The organism is Mycolicibacterium tokaiense (genome assembly GCF_010725885.1).
GTDB classification, from domain to species: domain Bacteria; phylum Actinomycetota; class Actinomycetes; order Mycobacteriales; family Mycobacteriaceae; genus Mycobacterium; species Mycobacterium tokaiense.
The window spans coordinates 1008298-1030576 of the sequence record NZ_AP022600.1 but is presented as its reverse complement, the minus strand read 5'-3'; the positions used below and the strand labels follow the sequence as shown (position 1 = coordinate 1030576).

18 protein-coding genes are annotated in these 22279 nt (G+C 70.1%); 13 read left to right on the top strand and 5 right to left on the bottom strand.

All coding sequences use genetic code 11. From position 1 onward, the window contains the following. Positions 1 to 43: 43 nt before the first annotated feature. Genes G6N58_RS04890 through G6N58_RS04880 form a run of 3 tightly spaced genes read right to left on the bottom strand, consistent with a single transcriptional unit; the run spans position 44 to position 3910 of the window. Positions 44 to 2218, bottom strand: a complete 2175-nt coding sequence (locus tag G6N58_RS04890) for an acyl-CoA dehydrogenase family protein (protein WP_115279511.1) — start codon at positions 2216 to 2218, stop codon at positions 44 to 46. Positions 2219 to 2267: 49 nt separating this feature from the next. Further along, positions 2268 to 3248 carry a 2-hydroxyacid dehydrogenase gene (locus G6N58_RS04885; protein ID WP_172545008.1) on the bottom strand — a complete coding sequence of 327 codons (981 nt, stop codon included), beginning with the start codon at positions 3246 to 3248 and terminating at the stop codon, positions 2268 to 2270. 41 nt (positions 3249 to 3289) lie between these two features. Continuing rightward, positions 3290 to 3910, bottom strand: coding sequence for a TetR/AcrR family transcriptional regulator (locus G6N58_RS04880; protein WP_115279512.1), 621 nt, complete (start codon positions 3908 to 3910; stop codon positions 3290 to 3292). A gap of 79 nt (positions 3911 to 3989) precedes the next feature. Here G6N58_RS04880 and G6N58_RS04875 point away from each other — a divergent pair, with 79 nt between their 5' ends. The 12 genes from G6N58_RS04875 to eccE all read left to right on the top strand — a co-directional run bounded on the left by G6N58_RS04875 (position 3990) and on the right by eccE (position 19410). Continuing rightward, the gene (locus G6N58_RS04875; RefSeq protein WP_115279513.1) at positions 3990 to 4880 is read left to right on the top strand and encodes an oxygenase MpaB family protein; all 891 of its coding nucleotides are present in this window, start codon (positions 3990 to 3992) and stop codon (positions 4878 to 4880) included. A gap of 180 nt (positions 4881 to 5060) precedes the next feature. Next, positions 5061 to 6878 (top strand): type VII secretion AAA-ATPase EccA, encoded by a 1818-nt coding sequence (eccA, locus tag G6N58_RS04870; protein ID WP_115279514.1) that lies wholly within the window; start codon positions 5061 to 5063, stop codon positions 6876 to 6878. Next, on the top strand, positions 6875 to 8398 hold the full coding sequence (gene eccB, locus G6N58_RS04865) for a type VII secretion protein EccB (protein WP_115279515.1): 1524 nt from the start codon (positions 6875 to 6877) through the stop codon (positions 8396 to 8398). Before eccA ends, eccB begins: the two co-directional genes overlap by 4 nt. Continuing rightward, on the top strand, positions 8395 to 12360 hold the full coding sequence (gene eccCa / locus G6N58_RS04860; protein WP_115279516.1) for a type VII secretion protein EccCa: 3966 nt from the start codon (positions 8395 to 8397) through the stop codon (positions 12358 to 12360). Before eccB ends, eccCa begins: the two co-directional genes overlap by 4 nt. Beyond that, positions 12357 to 12671, top strand: coding sequence for a PE family protein (locus tag G6N58_RS04855; protein ID WP_115279517.1), 315 nt, complete (start codon positions 12357 to 12359; stop codon positions 12669 to 12671). The genes eccCa and G6N58_RS04855 overlap by 4 nt, the downstream gene beginning before the upstream one ends. Next, positions 12668 to 14260, top strand: a complete 1593-nt coding sequence (locus G6N58_RS04850) for a PPE family protein (RefSeq protein ID WP_115279518.1) — start codon at positions 12668 to 12670, stop codon at positions 14258 to 14260. The genes G6N58_RS04855 and G6N58_RS04850 overlap by 4 nt, the downstream gene beginning before the upstream one ends. Before the next feature lie 35 nt (positions 14261 to 14295). Further along, positions 14296 to 14589 (top strand): type VII secretion protein EsxS, encoded by a 294-nt coding sequence (locus G6N58_RS04845; protein ID WP_068918825.1) that lies wholly within the window; start codon positions 14296 to 14298, stop codon positions 14587 to 14589. Next, positions 14589 to 14876, top strand: coding sequence for a WXG100 family type VII secretion target (locus G6N58_RS04840; RefSeq protein WP_068918824.1), 288 nt, complete (start codon positions 14589 to 14591; stop codon positions 14874 to 14876). The genes G6N58_RS04845 and G6N58_RS04840 overlap by 1 nt, the downstream gene beginning before the upstream one ends. Before the next feature lie 10 nt (positions 14877 to 14886). Beyond that, positions 14887 to 15729 (top strand): ESX secretion-associated protein EspG, encoded by an 843-nt coding sequence (locus tag G6N58_RS04835; protein ID WP_115279519.1) that lies wholly within the window; start codon positions 14887 to 14889, stop codon positions 15727 to 15729. A 29-nt stretch (positions 15730 to 15758) separates the two neighbouring features. Continuing rightward, a complete protein-coding gene (gene eccD / locus G6N58_RS04830) occupies positions 15759 to 17189 on the top strand; it encodes a type VII secretion integral membrane protein EccD (protein ID WP_115279520.1) in 1431 nt (476 codons plus the stop codon). Then, positions 17186 to 18547 carry a type VII secretion-associated serine protease mycosin gene (gene mycP / locus G6N58_RS04825; RefSeq protein ID WP_115279521.1) on the top strand — a complete coding sequence of 454 codons (1362 nt, stop codon included), beginning with the start codon at positions 17186 to 17188 and terminating at the stop codon, positions 18545 to 18547. The genes eccD and mycP overlap by 4 nt, the downstream gene beginning before the upstream one ends. Then, complete coding sequence (gene eccE, locus G6N58_RS04820; protein ID WP_115279522.1) at positions 18544 to 19410, top strand: type VII secretion protein EccE; 867 nt, start codon at positions 18544 to 18546, stop codon at positions 19408 to 19410. The genes mycP and eccE overlap by 4 nt, the downstream gene beginning before the upstream one ends. Here eccE and G6N58_RS04815 read toward each other — a convergent pair. Together G6N58_RS04815 and G6N58_RS04810 are read right to left on the bottom strand one after the other, a co-directional pair. Then, positions 19400 to 20584, bottom strand: coding sequence for an alpha/beta hydrolase family protein (locus tag G6N58_RS04815; RefSeq protein ID WP_115281813.1), 1185 nt, complete (start codon positions 20582 to 20584; stop codon positions 19400 to 19402). The genes eccE and G6N58_RS04815 overlap by 11 nt on opposite strands. A gap of 24 nt (positions 20585 to 20608) precedes the next feature. After that, a complete protein-coding gene (locus tag G6N58_RS04810) occupies positions 20609 to 21487 on the bottom strand; it encodes an amidohydrolase family protein (RefSeq protein ID WP_115279523.1) in 879 nt (292 codons plus the stop codon). Positions 21488 to 21508: 21 nt separating this feature from the next. Here G6N58_RS04810 and G6N58_RS04805 point away from each other — a divergent pair, with 21 nt between their 5' ends. Beyond that, positions 21509 to 22270 (top strand): trans-aconitate 2-methyltransferase, encoded by a 762-nt coding sequence (locus G6N58_RS04805; protein ID WP_115279524.1) that lies wholly within the window; start codon positions 21509 to 21511, stop codon positions 22268 to 22270. The last annotated feature ends 9 nt before the right edge of the window (positions 22271 to 22279 follow it).

The window sequence follows — 22279 nt, the reverse complement described above, 5'->3', positions numbered from 1 at the left end:
AGGAGTACTACCACCGAGCACCGCCAACTATTCCATTCCGGCCCTACGGATCGCGGGGCAGCCCCAGCAGGCGCTCGGCGATGATGTTCAGCTGTACTTCGGACGTGCCGCCGTAGATGGTGGTGGCCCGGCTGCCCATCAGCCACTCGATCCACTTGCCCGGCGGCGTCGCGGTGTCACCGAGCACGGCATCGGTGCCGAACGAGGCCACCGCGAACTCGGCGTAGCCCTGTCCGGTGCGCATCGACAGCAGCTTGGAGATGGCCGCCGACGGCATCGCATCACCGCCGGCCAGCGTCAGCAGCGTCGAGCGCATGTTCATCAGCTTGGCGGCGTGGCCCTCGGCGATCAGCGTGCCGGCCCGGTTCTGCTCGATCTGGTCGAAGTGACCGTCCCTGATGAACTGCACGAAGCCGTCGAGGGTGGCCAGGAAGCCGGGCTCGCTGCTGCCGATCGACACCCGCTCGGCGGTCAGGGTGTTGCGGCTGACCTCCCACCCGCGGTTCACCTCGCCGAGCACCATGTCGTCGGGCACGAACACGTCGTCGATGAAGACGGTGTTGAACATGGCGTGGCCGGTGAGCTCACGCAGCGGCTTGACCTCCACCCCTTCGGATTTCATGTCGAGCAGGAAGTAGGTGATGCCCTGATGCTTCGGAGCGCTCGGGTCCGTTCTGGCCAGCAGGGCACCCCATTGGGACACCTGCGCGCCGGTGGTCCAGATCTTCTGACCGGTGATGCGCCAGCCGCCGTCGACCTTGGTGGCCTTGGTGGTGAGGCTGGCCAGGTCCGATCCGGCGCCGGGCTCGGAAAACAGCTGGCACCAGATCATTTCGCCGCGGAAGGTGGGCGGGAGGAACCGCTGCTTCTGTTCGTCGGTACCGAACGCCACGATGGACGGGATCAGCCACGCCGCGATGCCCATCGCCGGGCGGCGCACCCGGCCGCTGGAGAACTCCTGGGCGATGATGATCTGCTCGATCGGTGTCGCCGCCCGGCCCCACGGCTTGGGCAGGTGGGGCTGCACCCAGCCGGCCTCGGCGATCGCCACGGTGCGCTCGTCGCGCGGAAGTTCTTTCAGCGCAGCCACTTCCGCGCGGATCTCCTGGCGCAGCTTCTCGGTGTCCGGGTCCAGGTCGATGTCGATGCCGCGCATGCCGGTCGCGGTCGCGGTGTCGACCACCCGCTGCGGGTAGTCCTCGGCGCGGCCGAAACTCGCTGCCAGCACCAGCGCCCGCCGGTAGTAGACGTTGCAGTCGTGCTCCCAGGTGAAGCCGATGCCGCCGTGCACCTGGATGCAGTCCTGCGCGCAGTGCTGCGCGGCCGCGGGTGCCAGCGTGGCGGCGACGGCCGCGGCGAAATCGACGTGCTCATCCTGCTCGTCGATGGCCCGGGCAGCGTCCCACACCGCAGCGGTGGCGCGTTCGGTGGTGGCGATCATCTCTGCGCACTTGTGCTTGACGGCCTGGAACTGGCCGATGGGCCGGCCGAATTGCTCGCGGATCTTGGCGTACTCCGCGGCGGTGTCGGTGGCCCAGCGGGCGACGCCCACGGCCTCGGCCGACAGCAGGGTGGAGATCAAGGCGCGGGCGCGGGCTCGGCTCAGATTCGACAGCACCCGGTCGTCGACGACCTCGACGGCGTTGACGCGGACGTGGGCCACCGGCCGCAGCGGGTCGACGCTCGGCACCGGCTCGATTTCGACGGTTGCGGCATCGAGCACCACCCACTCGTCGCTGGATTCGATGGCGACGGGGAGCACCAGCAGCGACGCCTGCGCGGCGGCAGGCACCGCACGGACCTCGCCGCGGATCACCAACGCGTCACCCTGGCGCGTCGCGGTGAGCCCGGAGTCGATGGCGTACGCCGCGATCGCCGCGCCGGTAGCCAGCTCGCTCAGCAGTTCGCTGTCGGGATCGTGCGCGGCGACCAGAGCGCTGGCGATGGCCGACGGGACGAACGGGCCCGGTACGGCGCCGTAGCCGAACTCGGCCAGCACGATCGCCAGCTCCAGGATGCCGAAGCCCTGACCGCCTACCGACTCGCCCAGGTGCAGGCCCTGCAGACCCTGGTCAGCCGCGGCTTTCCAGTAAGGCGGCGGGTTCTGCAGCGGTGTTTCGAGAGCGTTGTGCAGCACCTCCGACGGCGCGACCCGCGCCACCAGTGACCGCACCGAGTCGGCTAGGTCCACATGCTCGGGATTGATCGCAATCGGCATCGTTGCCCATCCTCCGTGTCAACCGGTTGGTTGGGAACGAGCCTACCGCTTAGGAGTTGGCCGCCGCCGGTTCGTTGACCACGGAGTAGGGCGCCTTGCCGTCGTGCAGCCGCCGGCAGTTGCGGATCGCCGAGACCAGGTAACGGGTCACGGTGTCGGCGGTGTAGTAGCTGACGTGCGGGGTGAGCAGCACGTTGTCCAGCGCCAGCAGGGGATTGTCGGTGGGGGTCGGCTCCTCGGCAAAGACGTCGAGGCCGGCCGCGGCCAAGGTGCCGTTGCTCAGTGCTTCCACCAGCGCCGCCTCGTCGACGATCTTGCCGCGTGAGGTGTTGACCAGGATGGCCCCCGGCTTCATCTTCGCGATGGCGTCGGCGTCGATGAGGTGCTCGGTGGAGGCGTTCAGCGGCAGGTGCAGCGACACGATGTCGCTGGTCTTGAGCAGCTCGTTGAGCGTCACCCAGCCCACGTGGTGCTCGTCGCGCACGGTCCGGGTGTGCAGCACCTTGGTGCCCATGGACCGCAGGATCTGTTCGACGCGCTTGGCGACGCTGCCGTACCCGATCAGGCCGACGGTGCAGCTGCCGAGGTCGCGCACGGTGTCGCCGAGCTCGGGGTTGGCCGGCCAGCCGGTGCCGTCGCGGGTGGAGCGGTCCAGCTCGGGCAGGCGACGCATCGCGGCCAGCATGAACAGCACGGTCGCCTCGGCCACCGACGCTGCGTTGGCGCCGGGGATGTTGGACACGGCGATCCCGCGCGCGGTGGCGGCGTCCACGTCGATGGTGTTGACGCCGGCGCCCAGTTTGTTGATCAGCTTGAGCTTGGGTGCCTTGGCGATGTCCTCGGCGGTCAGTGGACGCAGGTTGTGCCAGATCACCTCGGCTTCGGGCAGCTCACGGTAGAAGGCCTCGTCGTCATTTTCCGCCACCCAGTGCACATCGAGCCAGCTCGACTCTTCGGCGACCTGTTCGGCGGCTCTGCTGCTGGGCTTGAAATGCGCGAGAACTCTCAGCGCCACCGTGTTGTTGTCCATCCGGCGATGGTATCCGCCGGCCCGGAACGTCCCTCCGGCCGTCAGGCCCGGAACAGCTGTGGTTCGTGCAGCTGGTCCAGGATGGTGTGCAGCTGCTTCACCAATTCGTCCGGGCCCAAAGCGATCTCGCCGGACAGCCATGCAGAGAGGGTCTGTACCACCCCACCCACTACGAAGTGCGCGACGGCGCTGATGCGGCTGTTGCCTGGCACCTGCAGTGCCGACTGGATGTGTTCGCGGGACAGCATCGCGAAGATGCCGCCCTGTTCGGCCCGCTTGATCAGCACCAGCCGGTTGGACAGGCGGGTGCTGAACAGCAGCCTGCCCAGGCGCGGATCTTCGGAGATGATCGCGACGATGTTGGCGATGCCCGCCCGGTTCTGTTCGGCTGCCGGCGCGGCCGCCACCGCGGCCTGGGTGGTGGCGGCCAGCCTGCCGGTGACCGAGTCGAACACGGCGGCGACAAAGTCGTCCTTGTCGGTGAAGCTCTCGTAGAAGTAGCGCAGCGACAGCCCGGCCTGCTTGCAGATGGTGCGGACGGTCAGTTCCTCCGGCGCATCCTCGCCGCCGAGCAGGTCCAGCCCCGCCTCGAGGAACCGCTGCCGCCGCGAGGCGTCCCGCTCGCGCGCATCCACGCCGCGGTAAGGCCGTACCGGGTTCACCCGAACATCTTGACACCCGTCTATTCGCCCGGGCAAGATCCTGAAACAGGTGTTCTCACATTCGGCGTCAGGCGGGGTTATGACGATGACGGATCCGGTGTCCCATGTCGAGCGGCCGGCCAGCGATGCGCCCCGCGCCCGCCGGACGGGACGCCGGGGTGGCATCGACGAAGGGCTGATGGGCATCGCCCTGTTGCTCGGGCCCGCCAATGTGATCATGCAACTGGCCCGGCCCGGTGTCGGGTACGGCGTGATGGAGAGCCGCGTCGAGAGCGGCCGGGTGGACCTGCACCCGATCAAGCGGGCCCGCACCACCTTCACCTACCTGGCCGTCGCGGGCCGCGGGACCGACGCGCAGAAGGCGGCGTTCCGGCGGGCCGTCAACCGTGCGCACGCTCAGGTGTACTCCACCGACGACAGTCCCGTGCAGTACAACGCCTTCGACAAGGATCTCCAACTGTGGGTCGCGGCGTGCCTCTACAAGGGGGCGGTGGACGCCTACCGCACGTTCGTCGGTGAACTCGACGACGAGACCGCCGATCAGCACTACGCCGAGAGCGTCACCCTGGGCACCACCTTGCAGGTGCCCGCCGAGATGTGGCCGGCCGACCGGGCGGCCTTCGATGCGTACTGGCAGGAATCGCTGAACCGGGTACACATCGACGACGCCGTCCGTGACTACCTCTATCCCATCGCGGTGAGCCGCATCCGCGGCGTGCGACTGCCGCGGATGCTGCAGGAGCACTCCGAGGCGCTGGCCCTGCTGATCACCACGGGCTTCCTGCCGCAGCGATTCCGCGACGAGATGCAGTTGCCCTGGGACCGGCAGCGACAGCGACGCTTCGACCGACTGATGACAGTCCTGCGGGTGGCCAACCGGCTGCTGCCGCGTCCCGTACGGCAGTTCCCGTTCAACGTCCTTCTCCGGGATCTGGATTGGCGAATCCGGACGGGCCGCCCGCTGGTCTGACGCCCCGCCGGGCATCTCTGCTGATCAGCGCCCTGCGGGAGGTGTCTCCAGGGTCCCGACGGGGCGGACGGACGCCTCGACAGTTAGCTTATGCAATGCTAACTTCAGCTCGATCGGCCTAGCCCTGAACAGCCAGGAAAGACGCGGGGGCGGCCTCGTGCGTCCCCGATACAGGAGCCCATGAACACTCGGTTTGACACCCTGCGCGTCGACGGGGACGTCGTCAGTCGGTTCGCCACGTCCTGCAGAGGACTCGGGCTGACGGTGTATGACCGCCGTCGGCCGGCCGATCTGGCCGCGGCCCGGTCGGGTTTTGCGGCCCTGACCAGGATCGCCCACGACCAGTGTGATGCGTGGACCGGCCTGGCAGCGGCCGGCGACGTCTCGCTGCGGGTGCTGCAAGCCGTCTCGTCCACCGTCGAGACCGCCGGCGTCCTGCAACGCCTGGTCGACCTGGCTCCGGGTGCACTGTCGTTTCGCTACGACACCGGGTTGTATCTGCAATTCGACGCCGGCACGCCGGATGACTTCCACCTCGCCTACGCGGCGGCGCTGGCTACCGGCGGGAATTTCGCCGAGGCCGACGCCGTGGTGAATCGCGTGCTCGCCGGCAGGCCGCAACTGCCGCAGGCCCACTGGGTGGCGGCCGCCCTGCACTTCCGGGCGGGGCGGTGGTCGGACGTGGTGAAGCTGCTGACGCCCATCGTCAACGACACCACGCTGGACGAGGTGTTCGGCCATGCGGCCAGGATCACCCTGGGTACCGCGCTGGCCCGGCTGGGCATGTTCGCCCCGGCGCTGTCCTACCTGGAGGAGTTCGAGGGGCCCTGCGCGCTGGCCGCCACCGATGGGGCGCTGGCCAAGGCACTGGCGCTACGCGCCCATGGGGACGAGGCCGAGGCCGCCGAGACGCTGCAGGATCTCTATGCCGCGCACCCCGACAACGCACAGATCGAACTCGCCCTCTCCGACCCCAGCTTCGGCATCGTCACCACGACGGCTGCCCGGATCGAGGCCAGGACGGACCCATGGGATGTGCACACCGAACCCAGCGAAGCCGACTTCGTGGACCCCGGCGCGCACGACCGCAAGGCCGAGCTCCTGGCCGAGGCCGAACAGCAGCTCAGCGAATTCATCGGCCTCGATGAGGTCAAGGACCAGGTGGCGCGCCTCAAGAGCTCGGTGGCCATGGCGCTGCTGCGCCAGGAACGCGGGCTGGCCGTCGCCCAGCGTTCGCACCACCTGGTGTTCGCCGGCCCACCGGGAACCGGCAAGACCACCATCGCCCGGGTGGTCGCCAAGATCTACTGCGGGCTGGGCCTGCTGCGCAAGGAGAACGTCCGCGAGGTGCACCGCGCCGATCTGATCGGTCAGCACATCGGCGAGACCGAAGCCAAGACCAACGGCATCATCGACAGCGCTCTCGACGGCGTGCTGTTCCTCGACGAGGCCTACGCGCTGGTGGCCACCGGGGCCAAGAACGATTTCGGTCTGGTGGCCATCGACACGCTGCTGGCCCGGATGGAGAACGACCGCGACCGGCTGGTGGTCATCATCGCCGGTTACCGCGCGGACCTGGACCGCTTCCTGGACACCAACGAGGGCCTGCGCTCGCGGTTCACCCGCAGCATCGACTTCCCGTCCTACAACGCCGCCGAGCTGGTGGAGATCGCCACGGCGATGGCCAAGCAGCGCGACAGCGTGTTCGATCAGGCCGCCCTCGACGACCTGCAGGAACTGTTCGGCCAGCTGGCCGCGTCCACCAGCCCCGACGCCGCGGGCGTCGAGCGCCGCAAGCTCGACATCGCCGGCAACGGCCGCTTCGTGCGCAACGTGGTGGAGCGGTCCGAGGAGGAGCGCGAGTTCCGCCTGGACCACCAGGAGAACTCCGGCAGCGAGTCGTTCACCGATGAGGAGCTGATGACCATCACCGCCGGCGACGTCCGCGGCGCGGTGGTGCCGCTGCTGCGTGGGCTGGGACTGACGGTGCCCGCATGACGGGCGGCGACGACCGGCAGGGTTTCACGTCCCGCACCCCGGAGAACGCGAACCCCCAGAAGGTCACCTACCGGCGCGGGTTCGTCACCCGCCACCAGGTCACCGGATGGCGATTCGTGATGCGCCGCATCGCATCCGGGGTTGCCATGCACGACACCCGGATGCTGGTGGACCCGCTGCGCTCGCAGTCGCGCGCCGTGCTGATTGGCGCGCTGATCCTGGTCACCGCGGTGCTCGGGTGCTTCGTCTTCTCCTTCATCCGTCCGGGCGGTGCGGCAGGCGATGACCCTGTACTGGCCGACCGCGACACCGCCGCGCTGTACGTCCGCGTCGACGACCGCCTGCATCCGGTGCTCAACCTCGCCTCCGCCCGGTTGATCGCCGGCCAGGACGTGCTGCCCGAGCAGGTGAAAAGCTCTGAGCTGGACCGCTTTCCGCGAGGTGCGATGATCGGCATCCCGGGTGCCCCGGAGCGCATGGTGCAGGCCGGCGACCGCGGCGCCAACTGGACGGTGTGTCAGGGCAGCGACACCGTGGCCCCAGGGGTGAGCGTGCTGGCCGGAGCCCCGTCCGGCGCCGGTGAGCAGGCCGCGCCCCTGGCTGCGGATCAGGCCGTCCTGGTGGACACCGGCTCAGGTACCTGGCTGCTGTGGGGTGGCCGACGCAGCCCCATCGACCTGGCCGACCGCGCCGCCACCGGCGCGCTGGGTTTCGGCACCAATCTCCCTGCGCCCCGACCCATCTCGACGGGCCTGTTCAACGCGATCCCCGAGGGTGTCCCGTTGCGCGCCCCGCAGGTTCCCGGTGCCGGGGAGTGGGCGCAGTTCCCGTTGCCGGTCGGCGCGCCGGTCGGTTCGGTGGTCACCGCTTACGGCGCGGACAACACACTGCTCTACTACGCGGTGCTGCCGGACGGCCTGCAGCAGGTCTCCCCGGTGCTCGCGGCCATGCTGCGCAACGTCGATTCTTATGGCTTGCAGCAGCCGCCGCGCCTGGGCGCTGACGAGATCGCGGCCATGCCGGTCTCGCAACTGCTGGACGCCGACGCGTTCCCCGCGCAGCAGTTGCAGCTGATCGACGCCGCCTCCGCGCCGATCAGCTGTATCAACTGGACCAAACCCGTTGACGCCAACAGCAGTTCGCTGACCCTGCTGGCCGGCGCCGCCCTGCCACTGGCCGATGGGGTGGGCACCGTGGACCTCGCAGGCTCCGGCCCGGCCTCCCGGGTGGCCATCCCGGCCGGCACCGGCTACCTGGTGCAGACGGTGGGCGCCGAGCCCGCCGCGCCGCCGGCCGGTGCGCTGTTCTGGGTATCCGACACCGGCGTCCGGTACGGCATCGAGGCCGGCGGGGACGCCGACGAACTGCGCAAGACGGTGGAGGCCCTCGGCTTGACCGAGCCCGCCACCCCCATTCCCTGGCCGGTGCTGTCGCTGCTGCGTCCCGGCCCGGCGTTGTCGAAGGACGGTGCTCTCGCGGTGTATCAGACCGTGTCCCAGACCGGGGGCCAGATTCGATGAGCCGGCTCATCTTCGAGGCCCGGCGTCGACTGCCGCGCCCGGCGGCAACCAAGGGCACCATCACCATCGAGGCCCCGCCCGAACTGCCGCGGGTGGTGCCGCCGTCGCTGCTGCGCCGCGCGCTGCCGTACCTCATCGTCCTGCTGATCGTCGGCATGATCGTGGCGTTGGTGGCCACCGGCATGCGGCTGATCTCGCCCACCACGCTGTTCTTCCCCTTCGTGCTGCTGCTCGCGGCCACCGCGCTGTACCGCGGCAACGACAACAAGATGCGCACCGAAGAGGTGGACGCCGAACGCGCCGACTACCTGCGCTACCTCTCGGTGGTCCGGGACAACGTGCGCGCTGCGGCCGATGCGCAGCGGGCGTCGCTGCTGTGGTCACACCCCGAACCCGGCGCACTCGCAGCCGTCCTCGCCGGACCGCAGGGCCCGCGCCGACTCTGGGAACGCGATCCGCACGATTCTGATTTCCTGGTGGTCCGGGCCGGTCGCCACGACGTGCCCCTGGACACCTCGCTGCGGGTCAAGGACGCCGCCGCCGACATCGATCTCGAGCCGGTGTCGCACAGCGCTTTACGCAGTCTGCTCGACGCGCAACGCACCGTGCCCGACGCGCCGGTGGGCATCGACCTCACCAAGGTCTCCCGCATCACTGTGGTGGGGGAGGGCGACGAGGCCAGGGCCGCGGTACGGGCCTGGCTGGCCCAGGCGCTCACCTGGCACGACGCCGGCGTCCTCGGCGTGGCACTGGCCAGCCCCTACCTCGAGGATCCCACCTGGTCCTGGCTGAAGTGGCTGCCGCACAGTGACATTCCCGGCCGCATCGACGGCGCCGGCCCGGCGCGACATCTGGCCGCCGACACCGATGAACTCATCGCCGGTATCGGGCCCGCACTCGCCGACCGCGAACTCTTCACCGGCACTCCCGACGAGAGCCTGCGCCACCTGGTGATCGTGGTCGACGACCCCGGGTACGACCTGAGTGGATCGGTGCTGTCGGTGGGTCTGGCCGGCGTGACCGTCATCCAGATCTCCGACACCCCGCCCACTCCCGATCAGTACCCCGACCCCGAGCGGCCGCAGCTACTGGTGGCGGGCGGCGCCCTCGCGCGGTGGCGCAGCGGCGGGTGGCAGCCGTATGTCGACCGCGCCGACGCGCTCAGCGCCGATGAAGCCGCTCACCTGGCTCGGCAGCTCTCGCGCTGGGACTCCAACCCCACCCACGCCGGATTACGTTCGGCGGCAACCCGCGGCGCCACCTTCACCACCTTGCTGGACATCGCCGACGCGTCCCAGCTGGACGTGCCGACGCTGTGGTCGCCGCGGCGCCGCGAAGACGAACTGCGGGTCCCGATCGGCGTCACCGCCACCGGTGAGCCGCTGCTGTTCGACCTCAAGGACGAAGCCGAAGGCGGAATGGGCCCGCACGGCCTGATGATCGGTATGACCGGCTCGGGCAAGTCCCAGATGCTGATGTCGATCCTGTTGTCGCTATTGACCACTCATTCGGCCGAGCGGCTGATCGTCATCTACGCCGACTTCAAGGGTGAGGCAGGCGCCGACATCTTCCGCAACTTCCCACAGGTCGTCGCCGTGATCTCCAACATGGCAGAGAAGAAGTCGCTGGCTGACCGGTTCGCCGACACCCTGCGCGGTGAGGTGGCCCGGCGCGAGAGCGTGTTGCGTGACGCCGGCCGCCGGATCCAGGGCAGCGCGTTCAACTCGGTCACCGAATACGAGGCGGCGCGCGACGCCGGCCACGATCTTCCCCCCATGCCGACGCTGTTCGTGGTCGCCGACGAGTTCACTCTCATGCTGGCCGAGCATCCCGAGTACGCGGAACTCTTCGATTACGTTGCGCGCAAAGGTCGGTCGTTCCGAATCCACCTGCTGTTCGCCTCGCAAACTCTCGACGTCGGCAAGATCAAGGACATCGACAAGAACACCTCCTACCGAATCGGGCTGAAGGTGGCCAGTCCCTCGGTGTCACGCCAGATCATCGGCGTCGAGGACGCCTACCACATCGAATCGGGCAAGGAACACAAAGGGATCGGCTTCTTGGTGCCCGCCCCGGGGGCCGAGCCGGTCAAGTTCCGCAGCACCTACGTCGACGGCATCTACGAACCGCCCCGGCGACCGACGTCCTACGTGGTGCCCGCCGCGCCCGTGCCCACGCTGTTCACTGCCGCCGCGGTGGAACTCGATCAGGACGTGGTGCTGCTGGACCCCGACGACACCCCCGAGACACCGCCCAGGAAGTTGATCGCCACCATCAGCGATCAGCTGACGCACTACGGGCCGCAGGCGCCGCCGCTGTGGCTGCCGCCACTCGACGAACCGGTGGCGCTGACCGCGGTGCTGGCCGGCGCGGGGATCGGACCGGGACAGTGGCGCTGGCCGCTCGGTGAGATCGACCGGCCCTTCGAGATGCGCAGGGACGCCCTGGTGTTCGACGCGCGCTCGGCGGCAGGCAATGTGGTGATCCACGGCGGGCCCAAGTCCGGCAAGTCCAGCGCGCTGCTGACGTTCATCCAGTCCGCCGCCGAGATGCACAGCCCCCGCGACGTGACGTTCTACTGCATCGACTACGGCGGCGGCACCCTGGTCGACATCGCCGATCTGGCGCACGTCGGCAGCGTGGCCTCCCCGCTCGACGGCGAACGCATCCGGCGCACCTTCGGCGAACTCGAGGCGCTGCTGCAGGCGCGCCGGCGCAGCGGCGGCCGAGCTGTTGATGACGGTTACGGGCACGTGTTCCTGGTCATCGACAACCTGTATGCCTTCGGCCGCGACAACACTGACCAGTTCAACACCCGAAACCCCCTGTTGGCCAGGGTGACCGAGCTGGCCAACTCCGGGCTGGCCTACGGCATCCACGTGGTGATCACCACGCCGAATTGGCTGGAGGTGCCGCTGGCGATGCGCGACGGCCTCGGCCTGCGACTCGAATTGCGGCTGCCCGATCCCCGGGACAGCAACGTGCGCGTCACCGGTGCGCTGCGCCGCCCCGCCGAGAGCATCCCCGCCGACCAGCCCGGCCGCGGCCTGACCATGGCCGCTGAGCAGTTCCTCGTCGCGACACCACAACTGGACCGGATCGCCGAGCTCAATGCCCGCCATTCCGGGGTGTCGGCACCGGCGCTCCGGCTGCTGCCCACCGACCTCGAGCCCGCGGCGGTGGCACCGCTGTACCGCGGCGGCGAGCGCGTCGTGATCGGGCAGCGCGAGGATGACCTGACCCCGGTGATCGCCGACTTCGCGGTGGCGCCGCTGACCATGGTGTTCGGCGACACCCGCTCCGGCAAAACCACCCTGCTGCGGCACATCATCCGCACAGTGCGGGAGAACTCGACCCAGGACCAGGTGGCGTTCACCGTCATCGACCGGCGGCTGCACCTGGTGGAGGAGCCGCTGTTCCCCGACAACGAATACACGCCCAACATCGACCGGATCACCCCGGCCATGCTGGGGCTGGCCGCGCTGATCGACCAGCGCCGTCCGCCGCAGGGCCTGTCGGCCCAGAACCTGCAGCACTGGACGTACACCGGGCACACCCACTACCTGTTGATCGACGACGTCGACGCCATCCCCGACTCGCCCGCCATGTCGGGACCCTATGTGGGACAACGCCCGTGGACGCCGCTGATCGGGCTGTTGTCGCAGGCCGCCGACCTCGGCCTGCGGGTGATCGTCACCGCCAGGGCCACCGGGTCCGCGCACGCACTGATGACCAATCCGTTGCTGCGCAGGCTCAATGACCTGCAGGCCACCACCCTGATGCTGTCCGGCAACCCGGCCGAGAGCGGCAAGATCCGCGGCCACCGCTTCACTCGCCTGGCACCCGGGCGGGCGCTGCTGCTCGACGACAGCGATTCGGCCACCCATCTGCAACTCGTCAATCCGTTGTTGGGGGCGGACATCGGAGACGGCCCGCACACCAGAGGAAGGCACCACTCATGACCCTTCGCGTGGTTCCCGAGGCAATGCTGGCGGCCGGTGCCGCGGTGGAGGCCCTGACCGCCCGACTGGCGGCAGCGCACACCGCGGCCGCCCCCGCCATCACCGCGGTGATCCCGGCGGCCGCCGACCCGGTCTCCCTGCAGACCGCCGCCGGCTTCGGCGCCCAGGGTGCCGAGCACACCACCGTCGCCGCGCAGGGGATCGCCGAACTGGGGCGCTCCGGGCTGGGCGTCGGCGACTCCGGCACCAGCTACGCCACCGGCGATGCCCAGGCTGCAGGCGCCTATCTGATCGCTCGCGGCGGCTCATGACGGCCCCGATCTGGATCGCCTCCCCACCCGAGGTGCACTCGACGCTGCTGTCCGCCGGCCCGGGCCCCGGGCCGCTGCTGGCATCCTCGGCGGCCTGGAACGCATTGTCGGCCGAATACGCCTCGGCCGCAGCCGAACTCACCTCGATCCTGGGATCGGTCCAGGCCGGCGCCTGGCAGGGACCCAGTGCCGAGCAGTACGTCGCCGCCCACGCCCCCTACCTCGAATGGCTGACGCAGGCCGGCATCACCAGCGCTGCCGTCGCCGCGCAGCAGCAGACCGCCGCCGCCGCCTACACCGCCGCGCTGGCCGCCATGCCCACGCTGGCCGAGCTGGCCGCCAACCACGCCCTGAACGCGGTGCTGGTGGCCACCAATTTCTTCGGCATCAACACCATTCCGATCGCGGTCAACGAGGCGGACTACGTCCGGATGTGGGTCCAGGCCGCCACTGTCATGGCCACCTACCAGGGGATCGCCGGCACGGCGCTGGCCTCCGCGCCGCGCACCACTCCCGCTCCGTTCGTGCTCACCCCCGGGGTGGGCGAAGCAGGGTCGATGGTGGCCTCGCTCACCGGATCCGGGGCTCAGGCCCAAGCGGCCGAGGCGGGCTCGGCCACCGACATCGCCAACCTGATCCAGGAACTCCTGCGGTACTACCAGCAGTTCACCGACTCCCTGTTCCAACCGCTGGTGGACTTCTTCCAGGATCCGATCGGCAACTCCATCCGGCTGATCACCGACTTCCTCACCAATCCTGCTGCCGCACTGCAGACCTGGGGACCGTTCCTGTTTGCCGTCGCCTACCAGGCGGTGTCGTGGATCGGCGCTTCGCTGACCTATCCGCAGCTGCTGATCCAGCCGCTGCTGGCGCTCACCCTGGGCATCCTCGGCGCGCTGGCGCAGAAGCTGCTGGAGCTGCTCAAGCTGCTGGAACTGCTGGCCAACCTGCCGCCGCTGGACGTCCCCGCCGCGGTGCCCGCGGCGGTGAACCAGCCGAGCCTGCCCGCGGCCGGTATCGCGTCCCCCGGCGGTGGTAGCGCGGGCACCGCTGCGCCCGCCCCCAGCACCGCTACCGGCACCGCGCCGGCAGGCAGCGCCCCCGCCGCACCCGCATCCCCGGCGGTGCCGTACGCGGTGGCGGGCATGGATCCCGACGGTGACGCCGGACCCACCCTGACCGACGGGGACAAGGCCAGCGCGCCGGCCTCCGACATGGCGGCCGCCAGTTCCGCAGCGGCACTGGCAGCCACGCAGGCACGCCGCAAGGCCCGTCGCCGCCGCGGCGCCGAGATCAAGGACCGCGCCCACCGCGACGAGTACATGACGATGGACGACGGCCCCAGTTCACCACCGGCCGAGGAGAAGCCGATCCCGCACACCACGGCCCAGTCCGCGCAGCACGGCGCAGGCACGCTCGGCGCGTCCGGGCTCCGCAGCACCCAGGCCAAGACGGGCGCCGCCGACGCGGCCGGACTGACTGCGCTCGACGGTGATGCCTTCGGCGCCGGGCCCAGCGTGCCGCTGTTGCCGTCCACCTGGACCGACGATCCCGACCGAGAGGGGCCGCCGCCTGAGCAACAGCGTTAGTGCCGAAATCCCCACCACGGAACCGGAGAACAACCATGAGCATGCTGGACGCCCACATTCCACAGATCGTCGCCTCGGAGTCCGCCTTCGCCGCCAAGACCGCGCTGATGCGCAGCACCCTCGCGCAGGCCGAGCAGGCCGCCATGTCAGCGCAGGCCTTCCACATGGGTGAGTCCTCGGCCGCCTTCCAGGCCGCGCACGCCCGCTACGTCGAGGTGGCCGCGAAGGTGAACACCCTGCTGGATCTCGCCCAGGCCAACCTCGGGGAGGCCGGCGCCAGCTACGTCGCCGAGGATGCCGCGGCCGCCACCACCTACGGAGGAATCTGATGTCGCAGATCATGTACAACTACCCGGCGATGCTCGGCCACGCCGGCGAAATGTCCAGCTACGCAGGCGCGCTGCAGGCCGTCGGCGCCGACATCGCGGCCGAGCAGGCTGCGCTGCAGGGCGCCTGGCAGGGTGACACCGGCATGACCTACCAGGCCTGGCAGGCGCAGTGGAACACGGCCATGGAAGAACTGGTCCGCGCCTACCGCGCCATGGCGGCCACGCACGAGACCAACACCGTCTCGATGCAGGCCCGCGACCAGGCCGAAGGCGCCAAGTGGGGGTAGAGGGACGCCGGTGCGAACAGTCAACGCCGTCGAACTGACCGTCGACGCGGCCTGGTACTGCGCCGACGCCGTCGGTGCAGGCGCACTGCCATGGGTGCTGGGCATCACCACCCCGTACCGCGACGCCGGTGAGCGCGCCGGCTTCTGCGAACAGCAGATCCGCGCGCTGACCGACCTCGGGATCATCACCGGCGCAGGCATCTCGATGCCGGTCGCGCAGTGGCTGCGGGTGGTGTGCTTTCCGCAGCAGTGGCTGGAACTGCGCTACGTCCGCAGCGGTTCCGGAGAACTGTTGCGCGGCATCATCGCCCGTCACGACGGACGCACCGTGGTTGCCCTGCGCAGCGCGCAACTGGTCACCTTCACCGAGCTGACCGTCGACCACCCGGACGCGCTGGTGCCGATCCTGGCCGCCGGACTGGGGCCCCGCGACGCCGCCCGCTTTCCCGAGTTCGCGCTGCCCGCCCGGGTGGGCGCCCGCGCCGACGCGCAACTGCGCGGGGGAGCCGAACTCGCCGTGGTGCTGAACTACTTGGGTGTGCCCGCCGCGGCCCGCCACGTCGTAGAGGCCGTCTTCAGCGGCCCGCGCAGGTACGTCGAGGTGGTCGCCGGGCAGCGCCGCGACGGTAGACACACCACGTCGGACGTGGGCATCGCACTGGTGGACACGGCACAGGGGCGGCTGCTGGTCAGCCCCACCCGAGCCGCCGACGGAGAGTGGATCTCCACCTTCGCTCCCGCCACGCCGTTCGCCGTCGCCATGGCCATCGAGAGACTGACCGCCACCCTGCCCGACGGGTCCTGGTTTCCCGCTGCACATCTGGCGCGTGACTTCACCGCGCGCCGGGCCTGAATCACCACCGAAAGAGAAGAACCGCACCCATGAGTGAGTCCACGACTTACCCACTCACCCCGGGCCACACCCCGGTACTGCCGATCGTCCGCGTGGCGATCCTGTCCGAGCGCCGGCTCACGGAGGTGGCACTGCCCGCTGAGCTGCCGCTGCGCGAGATCCTGCCCGCGGTGCACCGGCTGCTGCCCGGCGATGCCGCGGACGTCACCCCGCGACAGGTGAGTCTGGCCCCGATCGGTGGCGCACCCTTCAGCCTGGACGCCAGCCTCGACACCGTGGGTGTGGTCGACGGCGACCTGCTCGCCGTGGCACCCATTCCGGTGGGTCCGGCGGCGCCGGGCATCGTCGAGGACATCGCCGACGCCGCGGTCATCTTCTCGTCGTCGCGGCTGCGTCCCTGGGGCATCCAGCACGTCCGGTTGGCGGCCAGGACCGCTGTGGTGGCAACCATTCTGGCCATCACCGCGCTGGCCGTGACCCACACGCTGGCCACCGCATCGCCCTACGGTCTGTACGCCGTCGCGGTGCTGGCGGCCGTCACCGCGGTGGCGGCACTGCTGCTGCGGGCTCGCGCGCAGGACGCCGCCGTGGAGGTCGCGATCGCGGCGTTGGCGCCCATCGGGGCGGCGTTCTACCTTGCCGTGCCCGGTGACCTCGGGGCGGCCCAGGTGCTGCTGGCCGCCGCCGGCGTGACGGCCTGGTCACTGATCAGCGTCATCCTGGCGCCGGCGGAGGCGACGGCCTCCCGGGCCTTCTTCACCGCCGCCACCGTGGTGGGCGCCGGAGTTGTTCTGGCAGCCGGTGTTTCGGTGCTGTGGCCGACGCTGCCGCTGCTGTCGCTGGGCTGCGGGCTGATCGTCGCGGCGCTGCTGGTGACCGTGCAGGCCGCGCAGTTGTCCGCCATGTGGGCGCGGCTGCCACTGCCGGTCATCCCGGCGCCCGGTGATCCCACGCCGTCGGCGCCGCCGGTGTCGGTGTTGCGTGACCTGCCGCGCCGCGTGCGCATCAGCGAGGCACACCAGACCGGGTTCATCGCGGGCGCAACGGTGCTGTCGGTGCTCGGGGCGGTTGCGCTGGGTGGACGCCCGGAATCGCCCAGCCTGTGGGCGTGGTACGTGGTGGTGGCCACCGGGGTGGCCGCCGTGCTGCGGGCCCGGGTCTGGGACACCGTGGCGTGCAAGGCGTGGCTGCTGGCCCAGCCGCACCTGGTGACGGTGATCCTGCTGGCGGTGTTCATCACCCAGGGCCGGTACTTTGCCGCGCTGTGGGCCGCGGCGGTGCTGCTGGGTCTGGTGGCGTGCTGGGTCTTCGTGGCAGCCAACCCGAAACTCGCCTCCGCCGAGAGCTATTCGCTGCCGATGCGACGCCTGGTCGGATTCCTGGCGTCCGCGGTGGACGCCTCACTGATCCCGGTGATGGCCTACCTGGTGGGGATCTTCACCTGGATCCTGGATCGATGACCCGGCTCGGACTCCGGTGTGCGGCCGTCGCGGCAGCGGTGACGCTTGCCGGCTGCCCGAGTGCCTGGGCCATCACCCCGCCGGACGTCGACCCGAACTTCGCTGCGCCGCCGGGCACCGCGGGCCCGGAGACACCGATGTCGCAGCGCGGTGAGTGCGTCCTCACTGGCCGCACCCCCGACTTCGACGCTGCCGCTGTGCCCGCCGCCCAGACCGTGCTGAATCTGACTGGCGCGTGGCGATTCTCCCGCGGCGAGGGGCAGACGGTCGCTGTCCTGGACACCGGGGTGCAACCGGGCCCGCGGCTGCCCAACGTCGACGGTGGTGGGGACTACGTGGCCAACACCGACGGACTCACCGACTGCGACGGCCAGGGCACCCTGGTGGCCGGCATCATCGCCGGGCAACCCGGACCCGGCGGCTTTTCCGGGGTCGCCCCCGCCGCCCGGGTGCTCGCCCTGCGGCAGACGTCGGCCCGGTACGCCCCCACCAACCCCGGGGATGACCAGGACGCCCAGAGCGCCACCATCGCCGTCGACTCGCTGGCCCGCGCGGTGGTGCGCGCCGCTGACCAGGGGGCTCGGGTCATCACCATCTCGACGGTCACGTGCCTGGGTCCTGACAGCACCATAGACCAGAACCCGCTGGGTGCGGCCCTGCGCTATGCGGCCGTGGAACGCGACGCCGTCATCGTGGCGGCGGCCGGCGACGCCGGCTCCAGCAGCGGTCTGGCATGTGCACCGAACCCGTTGTCCAGCAACGTAGCCCCCGAGGATCCCCGGAACTGGGCGGGGGTGGTATCGGTGTCGCTGCCGTCGTCGTGGCAGCCGTATGTGTTGTCGGTGGGGGCGGTGACACCCCAGGGGCAACCGTCCCCGTTCACCATGTCCGGGCCGTGGGTGGGAATCGCCGCACCGGGGCAGAACATCGTCTCGGTCAGCAACGCCGGCGACGGGGAGTTGGCCGACGGCGTTCCGGACGGTCGCGACGGGATGGCCCCCATCCACGGATCCAGTTACAGCGCCGCCTATGTGGCGGGGGTGGCCGCCCTGGTCCGCAGCCGGTTTCCGGAGATGCCCGCGGCGCAAGTGATCGAACGGTTGACGGCCACCGCGCGCGGCGGTGCGCAGAGCCCGTCGAATCTGGTGGGCGCGGGCATCGTCGATCCGGTGGCGGCGCTGACCTGGCAGCTGCCGGAACCCCGGAGCGCGGGCGTCGCGCGGGTCGCGGCCCCCGCGGCGCCGCCCCCGGCGGATCACCTGCCGCGCACCATCGCCCTGGGTGGCACCGCCGCCCTGGCGCTCGTGGTCGTTGCCACCGCGTTGGTGGTTCAGCGACGGAAGGAGACATCTCGATGACGGGCCGACTGACGCTGGCCTTGCTGGTGGGGATCCCGGCGATGATGGCCTATCCGTGGCGCAGCACCTTCGACTGGTGGTTGCTCGGGATCGCCGCCGCGTTGGTGGTCATCGTATTCGCCCGGTGGCGGGGTGCCTTCGTCACCACGCTGCTGCGCAGGCGGATCGCACTGCTGCGCTCATCCGAAGCCCCGCGGCATCAGGTGGAGCACGCCGAGACCGACGCCCGCACCACCGCGGTGCTGCGGGTGCACTCCGATCCCGGGCAGGAGCTGCCGTTGGACATCCTGGCCGGCTACCTCGATCGCTACGGGGTGCGCTGCGACGCGGTCCGGGTGACCCGGCGGGACACGGCCGCCGGCCGGGCCACCTGGGTGAGCCTCACGCTGTCGGCCGCGGTCAACATGGCTGCGCTGCAGGCGCGCTCGCCCGACCTGCCGTTGCGGGAGACCGCGGAGGTGACGTTGCGCCGGTTGGCCGATCACCTGCGTGAGCTCGGCTACCCCGTGGCGACCACCGACGTCGACGTCCCCGAACTCGTCGGACCGGAGGCCAGGGAGCGGTGGCGCGCCGTCTCCGACGGCGCCCGCGGCTTCCTCACGTGTTACGCCGTGCCCACCGACGGCGGCCTGGATCAGACGCTCGACGAGCTTCGGGCCACCGTGGAAACCGAGGTGTGGACCGCCGTCGAGCTCACCGGGGCGCCGTCGCAACCGGATGTCACCGCGGTGTGCGCAGTACGCAGCGAGCAGGCCCCGGCGACGGCACCGCTGCCGAACCTGCGACCACTGCGGGGCCGGCAGCGGTCCATCCTGGCCGCACTGCACCCGGAATCCAGCAGGCTGCTGACCGTCAGAACATGATGGGGGACAGGAACTTCGTCATCCGGCGCAGGTAGTCGCGCTGGCTCACGTGGATGAGGTGGTTGCCCGGGAACCAGTGCAGCGCACAGCGATCCCAGTGTTCCCACAGCGCCTCGGCCTGCTCAGGCGGAGCCAGCCGGTCGCCGAGTCCGGTGATGATCAGCCGGCGGTCCTTGGGCACCAGCGGCGGATAGTTCAGCGGCGAGTGGAAGGCCGAGGCTGCCACCGAGGCCTCCCGGGACACTCCACTGCTGTGCCTGCCCACGCTGACCAGCTTGTTGGCCGGCCACCAGTCGTCGAATGCGGCTTCCGGTGTCACGACGGGAACGTTGGGGATGACGGCCTGGATCCGGTGGTCCACCGACGCCGCCAGCGCCGAGGTGTAGCCACCCAGCGACAGACCCGTGACCGCCACCTTGGGCACACCGCTGGCCTCGAGATGATCGAGCACCGACCGGAAGTCGTGGATGGCCTGCGCCATGGTCTCGGCGAAACCGGCCATGCCGTTGGCGAAGATACCGAAACCGCTGAAGGGTGAACCCTTCTCGGCGCGCTGGCCGTGGAACGGCATCAGGTACAGCAGCACGTCGTAACCGGACTTGAAGAACCACGGCAACGAGAAGAACAGGCCGTTGGCCAGGTACGCCGAACCCATGAAGCCGTGGATCACACACAGGGTGGGCCGGGGCCCGTCCCCGTGGCGCCAGTGCTGGGCCCGCACAGTGTTGTTGCGCTCCAACCCGTTCCACAGCTCCCGTAGCTCGGGGTTGATGGCGCGGAACGAGCTGGGGAAACTCAGGTTGTGCACGTCGCCGTGCGCCACCCACTGAGCCAGGGGGTTGGCCCGCCGGGCGGTCACCACGGGTGCCTCGGGTGGGGCCGGGAACGACACCTTGGGGTCTTTCGCGGCGGCCAGGTCGGCGTAGAACTTCAGGGCCTCGCGTTCGCGGGACATGGTGCTGCGCCGGAACAGCTCGGAGACCATGGTGGGGAGCATGGCCGCGCCGATCATCGATGCCACCGCGGTGCGCAATCCCAGATCGGCCATCACCGAGAGATCCACGGTGGCCCGCTGCACCGCTGTGAGCTGCGAGCGGGCGGGCAGTCCGCGCCGCCCGGCGTCAGCGCCCGGCACGTCGAGGATCGGGATCGGCGGATCTATGGGGTCAGTCACCACCGCCGATGGTAACGGGTGTTGTCATTCGAGGCCGAAGAGGGCGGCGGCATTGCCGAACAGGACGCCGCGCGCCCAGGCGTCGTCGACGCCCGGCCGCTCGGTGATGGCCCGCAGCGCCTCGGCGTAGCGGTAGGGGATGTTCGGGAAGTCGCTGCCGAACAGGATCCGCTCACCTGCGTCGCGCAGTTTCGGGGTGAGGTCGGGAGAAAAGGGCATCATCTCCTCGGAGAAGCCGGTGAAGGCCATCGTGGTGTCCAGTCGCACGAACTCGTGCGTCAGGCACAGGTCCAGGAACTCGCCGTACTCCGGCATGCCCATGTGCGCGATCACCAGCGGCAACCGCGGATAGCGGCGCAGCAGCCGGGCGATGGGTGCCGCGCCGGTGTAATTGCCCGGCACCGGGCCTGAACCGCAGTGGATCACCACCGGGATCCCGGCGTCCTCGATCGCACCCCAGCAGGCGTCGAGCAGGGGATCGTTGGGTTCGAAGTCACCGACCTGGATGTGCACCTTGAACACCCGGGTGCCCGCGGCGATGGCGGCGTGCACGTAGTCGCCGGCGCCGGGTTCCGGATAGAACGTCGCGGTGGCCAGGCAGTCGGGGGTCCGGGCGGCGAACTGGGCCGCCCACTGGTTGAGCCAGGCCGCCATGTCGGGTTTGTGCGGGTAGACCAGAGAGGTGAACGCCCAGACCCCGAATTCGCGCAGGGTGCGCACGCGCTGGGCCTCGTCGGCGCGGTAGGTGATGGGCCAGGGTCGGCCGATCAGCGGGCCCTGTGCGTCGAAGTACTGCCACACCTTGTCCATCACCGGCTTGGGCATGAAGTGGGTGTGTACGTCGATGATGCCCGGCAGCCCCAGCGACTCCCAGATCCTGCGGACCTCTTCAGCTTCTCCCATGGTGTGGCCATGATGGCAGGTATGTGGAACCCCGACGTCTATCTGGCCTTCGCCGACCACCGCGGCCGCCCCTTCTTCGACCTGACCGCGCGGATCGACGCCAAGCAGCCGCGGCGGGTGGTGGACCTGGGCTGCGGGCCGGGCAACCTGACCGCGACGTTGGCGCAGCGGTGGCCGCAGGCGCGGATCGAGGCGCTGGACAGCTCGCCGGAGATGGTGGCGGCGGCCCGCGAGCGCGGCATCGACGCGGCGGTGGGCAGTGTCACCGAGTGGGAGCCCGCCGCCGACACCGATGTGGTGATCTCCAATGCAGTGCTGCACTGGATTCCCGACCACGCCGAGCTCGTGGTGCGCTGGGCGCGGGAGCTGGCACCGGGGGCGTGGCTGGCGTTCCAGGTGCCGGGCAACTTCGAGGCGCCGTCGCACCGCGCGCTGCAGGAGGTGGCCCGCCGCGACACCTTTGCCGAGGCGTTGCGCGACATCCCGTTTCAGGATTCGGTGACTGCGGCACCGGAGGTCTACGCCGAGCTGTTGACCGATGCCGGCTGCGCAGTGGACGCCTGGGAGACCACGTATGTCCACGAACTCACCGGCCAGACACCGGTTCTCGACTGGATCACCGGGTCGGCACTGACCGCCGTGAAGAGCCGGCTGTCCGAGGAGGCCTGGCAGCAGTATCGGGCCGAGCTGGCCCCGCTGCTGGCGCAGGCCTACCCCGCCCGTCCCGACGGCCGCACGTTCTACCCCTTCCGGCGCATCTTCGTCGTCGCCCGCAAGGCATGACGCTGTGAC